Here is a 12,104-nt window from a genome sequence, read left to right on the forward strand (position 1 = left end):
AGCGACCAGCGACCAGCGACCACCGACCAAGGGCCACCGAGCATTCCCGTCCGGGCACGCGCCCCACAGCACCCCACAGCACCCCCACGAAAGGCCCTGTCCCCGCCCCCGGACAACACAAAGGGGAGGGGCGCACCGACCGGTCGTCGGTGCGCCCCTCCCCTCCGATGCGGGGCCGTCAGGCCGTCGCCTGGGCCTACTTGCCGAGTTTGGACGGCGAGGCGATCGGGCTCGTCGCCAGGGACTGGGGGGACAGCGGGTTGTTGAGGGCCGAGGGGGCGGCCATGCCGGCCGTGGGGTCGGTGGACTCCGCTTCCTCCTCCTCGGGCAGCGGGCGGGGCGCCAGATGGACACCGGCCGCGTCCAGGGCGCGCTTGATGCGCCAGCGCAGTTCGCGCTCCACGCCGAGGGACTTGCCGGGCATGGTCTTGGCCGAGACGCTGATGGTGACCGTGTCGAGGTGCACCTCGCTCAGGCCGAGGACCTCCACCGGCTCCCACAGCTGCTCGTTCCAGGGCTCGGCCTTGGACATGTCCTCACCGACGGCGGTGATGGTGTCGCGGGCCCGCTCCAGGTCCTGGTCGGCGGCGATCACCACGTCGACGGCGGCCGTGGACCAGCCCTGGCTGAGGTTGCCGATCCGCTTGACCTCGCCGTTGCGGATGTACCAGATCGCGCCGTTGGGGCCGCGCAGCTTGGTGACCCGCAGCCCGACCTCGATGACCGTACCGGTGGCGACCCCGGCGTCGATCTCGTCGCCGACGCCGTACTGGTCCTCCAGGATCATGAAGACGCCGGACAGGAAGTCGGTGACCAGGTTGCGGGCGCCGAAACCGATCGCGACACCGGCCACACCGGCGCTCGCCAGCAGCGGCGCCAGGTTGATCTTCAGCACGGAGAGCACCGTCAGCGCGGCCGTGCCCATGATCACGAAGGAGGCGACGCTGCGCAGCACCGAGCCGATGGCCTCGGAGCGCTGCCGGCGTCTCTCGGCGTTGACGAGCAGACCGCCCAGCGCGGTGCCCTGGGCGGCCGCCGCGGTGCGGTTCATCCGCTCGATGAGCTTGGTGAGGGTGCGGCGGATCACATGCCGCAGCACCACCGCGATCACCAGGATCAGCAAGATCTGCAGGCCGGACGTGAGCCACGTCCCCCAGTTCTCCTGCACCCAGCCGGCGGCGCTGGTGGCCTTCTCGGTGGCGTCGTCGAGCGACGTCGGGCCGGAGGAGCCGGGTGTGGCGGCGCTCAGGTGCGCGGCAGCGACCGGCGAAGCGGACCAGAACACAGTCGAACCTTCCGTGTGGGACAGCAGACCCGGACCTCGGTGGGACCCCCAGGAACCGGGCAGACCAACCACACTAACGGGGCAACGGAAACGGCCCGCGCTCTTGTTCGAACAGGCAGGTTTTGCGCGGGCCGGAAAGAGCGGGATCGAGACAGCGGCGCCGGGGTGTGGTGGAAAACACCTCCGGGCCGTTACTCGGTCATGGTGGCGCTCCGACCAGGCAGCGGGGGACACTGTGGGGAGATCGTCCCGGCGCGAGCCACGCGCCGCCGGCGTACAAGGAGGCACCCGTGCCGCACGTCCTGGTCCTCAACGCGTCGTACGAGCCGCTCGGCGTCGTACCGCTCCGCCGCGCGCTCATCCTCGTCCTCAATGAGAAGGCTGTCAGCCTCGAGGAGTCCGGCGCCCTGATGCACAGCGCGACCCATGTCATCCCTGCTCCGAGCGTGGTCCGCTTGAAGCGGTTCGTGCGGGTGCCCTTTCGGGGGCCCGTCCCACTGACCCGCCGGGCGCTGTTCGCCCGTGACGGCGGGCGCTGTATGTACTGCGGTGGCGTCGCAACCAGCGTCGACCACGTCATCCCGCGCAGCCGCGGAGGTCAGCACACCTGGGAGAACGTCGTCGCCGCCTGCCGGCGCTGCAATCACGTCAAGGCCGACCGCCATGTCGCCGAGATCGGCTGGCGGCTCCGGCACCAGCCCGCCCCGCCGTCAGGACTGGCGTGGCGGATCATCGGTACGGGCCATCGTGACCCGCGTTGGCTGCCCTACTTGCAGCCGTACGGCGCGGATGACGCCCTGGCCCGGATCGACGCCGTATCGGCGTAGGTCCGGGTTCTTCCGTCCGGGGACCGTGGGGGTCCGCGCCGTGTGCGCGGCTCCGACGGCCCCCGGACGGCTTTCCGTGACTGCTGCCTCGCCCGCCCCGGCCAGGGACGGCTTTCAGCGCTCGTCCCTGTCCCTGCCCTTGCCCTTGCCCTTGCCCTCGTCCTCGTCCTCGTCCCTGCCCCTGCCGTTGTCCCCGCCCTGGTCCTTGCCCCTGCCGGGGTCCTTGTCGCCCAGCTCCTGCACCGCGTACGCCTCCACCGACCAGAGCGAGTAGCCGAAGCGGGTGGCCCGCTTGTCGCCCTGGATACGGACGAAGCGGGCGTCCTTGGCGTCCATCCGGACCGACTCCCGGCCGCCCTTGCCGTCCCGGACCGTGGCGGCCGTGCGCCAGGTCCGGCCGTCCGGCGAGACCTGCACGCGGTAGCTCGCCGCGTAGGCGTCCTGCCAGTTCAGGACGAGCCGGCCGAGGCGGGTCGGATGGGCCAGGGCGAACTGGAGCCAGGCACCGTCCTCGGCGGTCGACGACCAGCGGCTGCGCGGATCGCCGTCGGTCGCCGCCGACGCCGGGAAGTCCGGGGTCTCGTCCCCGGAGGAGGTGGCGACGGTGCCGCGCGCCAGGTCCCTGCCGCCGGTGCGCGGATAGATCCGCACGGTCAGCGTCTGCTCCGCGCCGCCGAACTCCACCGGGATGCGGTACGTCCCGGAGGGGGCGTTCCCGGGGATGTCGACCGCGATCCGGACGGTGGCGGTGCCGCCGCGCGGCGCGGTCACCTCCTGCGGGGCGTGCACGGTGAAGCCCTTGGGGGCCTTGACCCGGAGCTTCTCGCGGACGTCGGCGGGACGCCGGGAGTAGATCAGGGCGTCCACCGTCGCGCGGTCGCCGGGCTGGGCGTCGGTCTCCTTGCGGGACAGTTCGAGCCCGGCCGGTTCGGTGTCCTCGAACCAGGGGGTCAGCGCCTTCACGGCCGGGGCCTTGGCGCCCTTCGCCCAGGTCAGCCGTACCGCGTCGGCGCGCAGCCGCGGGGTGTGCGCCTCCGTCCAGCCGGTGGTGGACAGCCGGCCGAGACGGCGCCAGCCCTCACCGGGGACATGCGCCTCCAGGGACACCGCGCCCGCGGCGGGGTCCGGCTCCGTCTGGGCGGTGAGCGCGGCCAGCCGCCGGGCCCGCTCGAACGGCACGGTCAGGGACGTCGGCCCGGCGTCGTCGTCATGCCGGGGCGTCGCGCGGCGGGCCCCGGTCCAGGCGTCGGCCTCGGTCATCGCCCGCTCCAGGAACGGCGCCAGCACCCCCTTGCCGACCGTCGCCGGGCTGTGCCCGATCTCCTTGCGCATCCGCTGCGCCGTGCGCTGCGCGGACCAGGCGGTGTCGCCCTCGTCGTGGGCCTGCGCCATCAGCGTGTCCACGGCGTGTACCCCGGCGGTGCCGTAGCGGGCCAGCTGCTCGGCCCAGGGGCGGACCTCGGCGGCCAGCTCCGCGTTCAGGGCGTCGGGCGCGCCGCTCATGGTCCGGAACGCCTTCCGCAGCGCCCGCGCCGCCCGGTCGAGGTCCGCGTCCCTGCCCGGCCGCCCGTGGTTGGTCGCCTTCTCGCGGGCCGCCCAGAAACGCTTGATCAGCACCTGCAGGTACCGCGACTCGGTGCGGTCCAGCACCGAGGAGGAGTCGTTGCCGGCCAGCGCCCGCAGCGCGGCACGGGCCCGGGGGTCGTCGCCCGCCAGGTCGTTCACGGCCGCCTCCCAGGACTCCTCGGGGCGGTAGTCGCGGGGGTTCCACGCGTAGTCGGCGGCCGTGAAGAGCGGGATACGGGAGGCGAGCGGCTGCGCCATGGCGTTGGCGAGCAGCGCCGAGGAGCCGGTGGCGACGGCCGGCTCCCGGCCGCGGTAGGGGCCGAGGAAGATCCGGTCCTGGGCGTAGTCGTTGACCGGGTAGTTGTCCATGGTCACCAGCGGGTGGCCGAAGGCCTGGCGGGCGGTGGACAGCTCCCCGCCGGTGATGGTCCGCGGGACCACCCCGACGCCGGTCCAGGCGACCTCGACGCGGTCGCCGAGCGCGTCGGCGAGCGCGCTGCGGTACGCCGTCGCGCCGTCCTGGTAGTACTCGGTCGGCATCAGCGCCAGCGGCGCGGCCTCCGGGTGCCGCTCCGCGAGGTGCGCGGCGAGGGCGTTGGCGATCCGGGCCTGCGCCTTTGCCGCGGCCAGCGGGCCGGAGCCGAAGGTGTCCTCGTCGGCGCCGCAGTGCCACTCGCTGTAGCTGACGTCCTGGAACTGGAGCTGGAAGGTGCGCACCCCCAGCGCCCACATCGCGTCGACCTTGCGCCGCAGCGCCCGCAGGTCGTCCTCGGACGAGTAGCACAGGTCCTGGCCGGGGGAGAGCGCCCAGCCCAGGGTGACGTGGTTGGCGCGGGCCCGCTCGGCCAGCGCCCGGAAGCCGGCGCGCTCCCCGGCCGGGTACGGCTCGCGCCACCGGGCCTGGCGGTACGGGTCGTCGCCGGGCGCGTACAGGTAGCGGTTCTGCTTGGTGCGCCCCATGAAGTCGAGCTGGGCGAGCCGCTGCTCCTGGCTCCACGGCTGCCCGAAGAACCCCTCGGTGGTGCCGCGCACGGCCGTACCGGGCCAGTCCCGTACCGCCACCGCGGCCAGCTGCCGCCCAGTGACCAGCTGCCGCAGCGTCTGCGCGGCGTGGAAGAGGCCGTCCGGGCCGACGCCGTCCAGCGCGACGGTGTCCCGGCCCGCGACCCGGCCGACGGCCAGCCGGTAGCCGCCGGAGGGCAGGTCCCCGCGGGCCGGTGCCCGCAGCGCCCGCAGCGCGGCCGCGGCCTGCTCGCCGCCGGCCTTGAGCACCAGGCCGTCCGCGGGCAGCCGGTCCCCGGGCGCCAGGGTCCGGACGGTGCGCACCCCGGCGTCGCGCAGCAGCCCGCGCAGCGCGTCCAGTGCGTACGGATCGGTGTCCGGCGGCGCCACCAGCGCCGCCTCGGCGGTGAGGGGCACGGCCGCGCCCAGCTCCTGCATCGACTGCGGGCGTGGCCAGACGGCGGGCGCGCGCTCCGCCCCGGCCGGCCGGTCCGGCCGGTCGGGCGTGCCGATGGCGGGCTCCGCCGGCGCCGCCTGGGCGCCGGGCGCCCCGCCCAGCAGTCCTCCGATCACGGCGGCGGCCACGGCGGTGGTTCCCGCCACGCGCGCGCGGGCACCCGCTCCGCCGCCCTTGCTGCCCCTACCGTTCTTCCCGACGTTTCCGACGCCCCACACGCCCCGGCCTCGCACGGCTGCTCCTCGTCCCCGTCCATCACTCACCGGTCCGCACCGGCGCCCCGTTTTCCCCGCCGATGCCCGTTAGGACAGACCTTCGGCCGTGAGCCCACCATTGTGGCGGTCGGGGTGTCAACAGGGCCATGGCGGGGTCCCCGTCGGCGGCGTCCGGGCGGCGGGCGCCGGGCGTCGCGGGGCGGGGGTGTGCGGGGCCGCCGGTCCGCAGGAATTCCGCCGCGGGGCCCGGATTCTCGGCGTTCTGTGCGCCCGCCGGTGTCCGCCGCCGTGAAATCGCCTGCGTAGGGCATAATGTGACCTGGGTCACGTTTCGTGAGCAGATACGTCTGCGATCGTGTCGAGTGGGTAGGGCCCACGTGTCCCACTACCGATGAACGGGAGGCCCTCGTGGCCGCGTCCGCTCAACTGCTCCTCGATGCTCTGTCCTCCAAACCGGGAGGTGTGACCGTGGAGCCCGATCTCTTCGACGGGGTGTCCGACCCCGATTCCGGCCTGGACGGCTCCGGCTCCTACAGCTTCGTCGAGCCGCCCCTGACCAGCGAGCCCCCGCTCGCCGACGCCGCACCCCTGACCAGTGAGGTCCCGATCGCCGCCGAGCTGCCGCTGACCAGCGAGCCGACGGCCGCGGGCATGGGCACGGAGTCCATGGAGGTCTGAGGACCGATGGGCCGCGCGCGGCTCGCCCGGCTGCACGGCGTCGCCACGTCGTACACGCCCGCGCCGGGCAGGAGCGTCCAGATCACCGACGACACCGCCGTCGCCGTGCTCGCCGCACTCGGTGTCGACGCCTCGACCCCGCACGCCGTCCGCACCGCCCTGGCCGCGTACGAGGACGACGCGGCCCGCACCCTGCTTCCCCGCACCGTCGTCGCCCGGCCCGGCCGGCCACCCGACCTCACGGGTCTCCCCGAGGGCACCGCTCTCCGGGTCGAGACCGAAGGCGGGGGGACGGCGGAGCCGGTGGCGCCCGGTCGTCCGGCGGCGCTCGCCCGGCTGCCCCTCGGCATCCATGTGCTGCACGCCACCGCCCCCGGCGGCCGGACCGCCCGCGCCCCGCTGATCGTCGCGCCCGACCGGGTGCCCGTACCGGCCGGCCGCAGCCACGGCTTCCTGGTGCAGCTCTACTCGCTGCTCTCCCGGCGGTCCTGGGGCATGGGCGACCTCGGGGACCTCGCCGATCTCGCCGCCTGGTCCGGGCGCGCCCTGGGCACCGGCTTCCTCCAGCTCAACCCGCTGCACGCGGCCGTCCCCGGTCCGCCCACCGACCCCTCGCCCTACCGCCCCTCCTCGCGCCGCTTCCCCGACCCGGTCCATCTGCGGATCGAACACATCCCGGAGTACACCCACCTCACCGGCACCGCCCGCTTACGTGCCGACGAGCTGGCCGCCCGCGCGGGGGTGCTCCGCTCCGAGGTGCTCGAACGGGGCGCGCTGATCGACCGGGACGCGGTCTGGGAGCTGAAGCGCGCGGCGCTGGAGCTGGTGTGCGCGGTCCCGCTCAGCCCCGGCCGCCGGGCCGCGTACTGCGACTTCCTCGCCGAGCAGGGCCAGGCGCTGGAGGACCACGCCACCTGGTACGCGTTCGCCGAGCGGCACGGTCCGGACTGGCGCGGCTGGCCCGCCGCGCTGCGCGACCCCCGGTCCCCGGACACCGCCCGGCTGCGGCACCGGCTGCTGGACCGGATCGACTTCCACTGCCGGCTGGCCTGGCTCACCGACGAGCAGCTGGCCGCCGCACAACGGGCCGCGCGGGACGCCGGGATGGCCGTCGGGCTGGTGCACGACCTCGCCGTCGGTGTCCATCCCTCCGGCGCCGACACCTGGGCCCAGCAGGGCGCCTTCGCCGCCGGGATGTCCATCGGGGCGCCGCCGGACGCCTTCAACGCCCGTGGCCAGGACTGGGGCCTGCCGCCCTGGCGCCCCGACGTGCTGGCCGCCGCGGGCTACGCCCCCTACCGCGCGCTGCTGCGCGGGCTGCTGCGGCACGCCGGTGCGCTGCGGATCGACCATGTGATGGGCCTGTTCCGGCTGTGGTGGGTCCCGGAGGGCCGGCCGCCGACCGAGGGCGCCTATGTCCGCTACGACGGTGAGGCGATGCTCTCCGTGCTGGCCCTGGAGGCGCGGCGGGCCGGTGCCGCGGTGATCGGCGAGGACCTGGGCACCGTCGAACCCGGTGTCCGCGGCGCGCTCGCCGAACGCGGGGTGCTGGGGACGTCGGTGCTGTGGTTCGAACGGGACTACCGGGACCGCGGGGACGACCGGGCCGGAGGAAGCGCCGGGGAGCGGGAGGCGGGGGACGGGGCGCCGCGGGCGGACGCGGTGCAGGCGGGCGACGGTCCCGGTGCGGCCGTGGCACCGGAGGCGGTGGCCGACGGCGCCGCCGCGGGCCCGGCGGGGGAGCGCGGGGCGGCGCGGGAGACGGCCGCACCCGCACCGGGCGGCGCGCCCCGCATCCTGGCGCCCGACGAGTGGCGCGGCGCCTGCCTCGCCACCGTCACCACCCACGATCTGCCGCCCACCGCGGCCCGGCTGACCGGCGCGGACGTCGCCCTGCGCGAACGGCTCGGGCTGCTCGCCGGGCCGCCGGAGCGGGAGCGGTCCCGCGCCGCCCAGGAGCTCACCGAGTGGATGCGGGAGTTGGTCCGGCGCGGACTGCTGCCCGAGGGGCGCAGTGACGAGGAGGCGGCGGTCAAGGCCGTCCACCGCTTCCTGCTGCGCACCCCGGCGCGGATGGTCGGCGTCTGGCTGCCCGACGCGGTGGGCGACCGGCGCCCGCAGAACCTCCCCGGGACCTGGGACGAGTACCCGAACTGGCGGCTGCCGGTCGCCGGCCCCGACGGCCGCCCGTACACCCTGGAGGAGCTGGCCGCCTCCCCCCGGCTGCACGCCCTGATGCGGGAGCTCTCGGACGGGCCGGGGTGAGGGCCGGCGCCGGTTGTGCCACCCCGGGCGCGCGGGGCGCCGGGGCGTCCGATACGTTGACTTCGTGAGCAACAAGGTCAATAAGAATGTCCTGCGCGCCGGAACCATCACCGCCGGCACCGCGCTGATGCTGCTGATGTCGTCCCCCGCGTTTGCGCTCACCCGCGACGATGGTGACGACCCGGGTCCGGGTCTGAGCGTGATCGCGACGCTCGGCCTCTTCGTCGCTTTGCCCATCGTGCTCTTCCTGGTCATCGCCGGGCTGGTCATGGTGGGCGACAAGTCCCACAAGCAGGCCGGCACCAAGGCCTGACACCGGGCACCACACGACGCCGCAAGGGCGCCCCTCGGTTACAAGAACCGAGGGGCGCCCTTTGTCGTACCCGCATATTGGCGCAGGTGGAAAAGGGGTTGCGAGGCGGCTATCGCGCGATTTTCGGCCGGTTTGCAAGGTGGCCGCACTTAACCGGCCCGTACCTACGATGACGTAACCTACGCAGCCGTAGGTCAAACCTACGGACCCGTAGGTCATCGTCCCCAGGAGTTCCCCCCGTGACCATCGCCCCCGCCCGCCATAACGGAGAGCTCGGCCATGCCGCCTGGAGCGACGCCCAGTTGCTCTACGCGCTCGAAGAGGTCGTCGAAAAGGAACTCAACCGCCATCTGAAGATCGCCAAGGACTGGATGCCCCACGAGTACGTACCGTGGAGCGACGGGCGCAACTTCCCCGGGCCGCTGGACGGCGAGGCCTGGGACCCCGAGCAGTCCAAGGTCAGCGACATCGGCCGGATCGCCCTGGTGGTCAACCTCCTCACCGAGGACAACCTCCCCAGCTACCACCACGAGATCGCCACCCTCTTCGGCCGCGACGGCGCCTGGGGCACCTGGGTGCACCGCTGGACCGCCGAGGAGGGCCGGCACGGCATCGTGATGCGCGACTACCTGCTCACCAGCCGGGCCGTGGACCCGGACGAGCTGGAGCGCTTCCGCATGGCCCACATGTCGGAGGGCTTCGAGTCCGACAACGCGCACAGCATGCTGCACTCGGTGGCGTACGTCGCCTTCCAGGAGCTGGCCACCCGCATCTCGCACCGCAACACCGGCCACCACTCCGGTGACCCGGTCTGCGACCGGATGCTGGCCCGGATCGCCACCGACGAGAACCTCCACATGGTCTTCTACCGCAACCTCCTCGGAGCGGCCTTCGAGATGGCGCCGGACCAGACCATGTGCGCGGTGCGCGACGTCGTCACCGGCTTCCGGATGCCCGGCCACGGGATGCCCGGCTTCGAGCGGTCCGCCGCCCGGATGGCCATCGGCGGGATCTACAACCTGCGCATCCACCACGACGACGTGCTGCAGCCGGTGCTGCGCTATCTGAAGGTGCTGGAGATCGGCGGGCTGGGCCCGGCCGGGCTGGCGGCGCAGGAGGAGCTGGGGCTGTTCATGAACGGCCTGGACGGCCAGGCGCGGAAGTTCGACGAGCGCCAGGCGGCCATCCTCGCCCGCCGCGAGGCCAACCGCCGGGCCTGACCCGGGCGGCTCCCCGCTGCCGTGGTCCGCGGTGACCGCGGCAGCGGGTGCGTACGCTGCCCGCATGGCCGACTGGGACCTCAAGAAGCTGCGCATCCTGCGCACCCTCCACGAGCTGGGCACGGTCACCGCGACCGCCGAGGCGCTGCACATGACGCCCTCCGCGGTCTCCCAGCAGCTGACCGGGCTGGCCAGGGCGCTCGGGGTGACGCTGCTGGAGGCCCACGGCCGGCGGGTACGGCTGACCGGCGCCGCCCAACTGGTGCTGCGGCACGCGGAGGCGGTCTTCGCCCAGCTGGAGCGCGCCGACGCGGAGCTGCTCGGCTACCTCCAGGGCGAGGCGGGCCAGGTGCGGGTCGGGGCGTTCTCCACCGCCATCCCCGCGCTGGTGGTCCCCGCCGTCCAGGAGCTGCGCCGCACCCACCCCGGGCTGTCGGTCGCCGTACGGGAGGCGGAGGCGGAGGCCGCCTACGAGCTGCTGGCGGAGGGCAGCGTCGATCTGGCGCTGTCGCTGGCCGCCCACGCCCCCACCCCGCGCGACCCCAAGTTCAGCCGGGTCGCGCTGCTCGCCGACCCGCTGGACGTGGCGCTGCCGGCCGGCCATCCGCTGGCCGCCGCTCCGGGGCTGCGGCTGGCCGACCTGGCGGACGAGCCCTGGATCTTCGGCAGCAGCGGGCCCTGGTCGCAGATCACCACCACCGCCTGCGAGAACGCCGGGTTCGTGCCCGAGCAGGCGCACGCAGCCGCCGACTGGAGCGCGATCTGGGCGATGGTCGCGGCGGGGATGGGGGTGGCCCTGGTGCCCCGGATGGCGCGGGCGGGCGGCCTCGGTGCCGGGCGCGAGCGCGCCGGCGACGGCGTCACGCTGCGGGTCCTGCACGCGGACCAGCCGCGCCGTCATGTGATCGCCGCCGCCCGCCGCGGCTCCGAAGGGGCGCCGGGTCTGGCCCGGGTGCTGGCGGCGCTCCGGCAGGCGGCCGCCGCACAGCCGCCGGACGAGGAAACCGTTCAGTCCAGCTGAACGTATTCCTCAAAAACTTTCGATGGACCTATGGGGTGGTCCGCTGCGACGGTGAAGTGGTCCACTCCTCCACCCGTCGAAGGGCAACGATGACCGCCAACCCGGCCGCCGACTCCACCGATCCGCACGCCAACGACGCCGACCCGTACGGCGGCGGAGACCCCTACGCCGACTACCGCGGCGGGGACTTCCCCTTCACCGCGCTCGTCGACCTCGCCGACCGCCGTCTCGGCGCCGGTGTCCTCGCCGCGAACGACGAGTTCTTCGCCGAGCGCGAGAACCTGCTGAAGCCCGGCCCGGCGGTCTTCGACCCCGAGCACTTCGGCCACAAGGGCAAGATCATGGACGGCTGGGAGACCCGGCGCCGCCGCGGCACCGACGGCGACCACCCCTTCCCGGCGGAGGACGCCCACGACTGGGCGCTGATCCGGCTCGCCACCCCCGGCGTGATCCGCGGCATCGTCGTCGACACCGCCCACTTCCGCGGCAACTACCCCCAGCAGATCTCCGTCGAGGGCACCTCGCTGCCCGGCAGCCCCGGCCCCGAGGAGCTGCTCGCCGGCGGGGTGAAGTGGGAGGAGCTGGTCCCGCGCACCCCGGTACGCGGCCACGCAGCCAACGGCTTCGAGGTCACCGCCGAACGCCGCTTCACCCACCTGCGCCTCAAGCAGCATCCCGACGGGGGCATAGCCCGCCTCCGGGTGCACGGCGAGGTCGTGCCGGACCCGGCGTGGCTCGATGTGCTCGGCACCCTCGACCTGGCCTCGGTGATGCACGGCGGCACCGTCGAGGACGCCTCCGACCGCTTCTACTCCTCGCCCACCCAGATCATCCGGCCCGATCTCTCCCGCCAGATGGACGACGGCTGGGAGAACCGCCGCCGCCGGGTCAGGGGCACGAACGACTGGGTGCGCTTCCGCCTCGCCGCGCAGGGCGAGATCCGGGCGGTGGAGATCGACACCGCCTGCCTCAAGGGCAACTCGGCGGGCTGGGCCGCGCTGTCGGGGTGCGACGGCGACCCGGCCGACGAGGCCTCCTGGTTCGAGATCCTGCCGAAGACCAGACTCCAGCCCGACACCCCGCACCGCTTCGTGCTGCCGGCGGCCGTCACCGCCACCCACGTGCGGCTGGACGTCTTCCCCGACGGCGGCCTCGCGCGGATGCGGCTGCACGGCGGCCTCACCGAGGCCGGCCGCACCGCACTCGGCCGCCGCTTCGACGCGCTCGACGGCTGACCGCACCCCGCTTCCGGCGG

Annotated in this window: 9 protein-coding genes; 7 read left to right on the forward strand and 2 right to left on the reverse strand. The window is 74.2% G+C overall.

Features of this window, described 5'->3' with window-relative positions; all coding sequences use genetic code 11:
* Positions 1-196 precede the first annotated feature (196 nt).
* Positions 197-1,285: a mechanosensitive ion channel family protein gene (locus ACGFN2_RS22610; protein ID WP_362611750.1), complete on the reverse strand. Its 1,089-nt coding sequence runs from the start codon at positions 1,283-1,285 to the stop codon at positions 197-199.
* 290 nt (positions 1,286-1,575) lie between these two features.
* Here ACGFN2_RS22610 and ACGFN2_RS22615 point away from each other — a divergent pair, with 290 nt between their 5' ends.
* Positions 1,576-2,112 (forward strand): HNH endonuclease, encoded by a 537-nt coding sequence (locus ACGFN2_RS22615; RefSeq protein ID WP_006605595.1) that lies wholly within the window; start codon positions 1,576-1,578, stop codon positions 2,110-2,112.
* Between the two features lie 114 nt (positions 2,113-2,226).
* On the opposite strand, the gene ACGFN2_RS22620 is transcribed toward ACGFN2_RS22615, so the two are convergent.
* Entirely contained in the window at positions 2,227-5,283 is a 3,057-nt protein-coding gene (locus ACGFN2_RS22620) for a beta-N-acetylglucosaminidase domain-containing protein (RefSeq protein ID WP_393363172.1), read from the reverse strand.
* Positions 5,284-5,760: 477 nt separating this feature from the next.
* On the opposite strand from ACGFN2_RS22620, the gene ACGFN2_RS22625 reads away from it, so the two are divergent.
* The 6 genes from ACGFN2_RS22625 (at position 5,761) to alc (ending at position 12,084) form a co-directional block, all read left to right on the forward strand.
* A complete protein-coding gene (locus tag ACGFN2_RS22625) occupies positions 5,761-6,030 on the forward strand; it encodes a hypothetical protein (protein ID WP_362611756.1) in 270 nt (89 codons plus the stop codon).
* Positions 6,031-6,036: 6 nt separating this feature from the next.
* Positions 6,037-8,295, forward strand: coding sequence for a 4-alpha-glucanotransferase (gene malQ / locus ACGFN2_RS22630; protein ID WP_393363175.1), 2,259 nt, complete (start codon positions 6,037-6,039; stop codon positions 8,293-8,295).
* 64 nt (positions 8,296-8,359) lie between these two features.
* Entirely contained in the window at positions 8,360-8,608 is a 249-nt protein-coding gene (locus ACGFN2_RS22635; protein WP_362611760.1) for a hypothetical protein, read from the forward strand.
* Positions 8,609-8,847: 239 nt separating this feature from the next.
* Positions 8,848-9,828, forward strand: coding sequence for an acyl-ACP desaturase (locus ACGFN2_RS22640; protein ID WP_362611763.1), 981 nt, complete (start codon positions 8,848-8,850; stop codon positions 9,826-9,828).
* Between the two features lie 64 nt (positions 9,829-9,892).
* On the forward strand, positions 9,893-10,849 hold the full coding sequence (locus ACGFN2_RS22645; protein WP_393363179.1) for a LysR family transcriptional regulator: 957 nt from the start codon (positions 9,893-9,895) through the stop codon (positions 10,847-10,849).
* 89 nt (positions 10,850-10,938) lie between these two features.
* A complete protein-coding gene (alc, locus tag ACGFN2_RS22650) occupies positions 10,939-12,084 on the forward strand; it encodes an allantoicase (protein WP_393363182.1) in 1,146 nt (381 codons plus the stop codon).
* Positions 12,085-12,104: the final 20 nt, after the last annotated feature.

Origin of the sequence: Streptomyces sp. NPDC048612 (genome assembly GCF_043199295.1) — a bacterium.
In the GTDB taxonomy this organism is placed as follows: Bacteria; Actinomycetota; Actinomycetes; order Streptomycetales; family Streptomycetaceae; genus Streptomyces.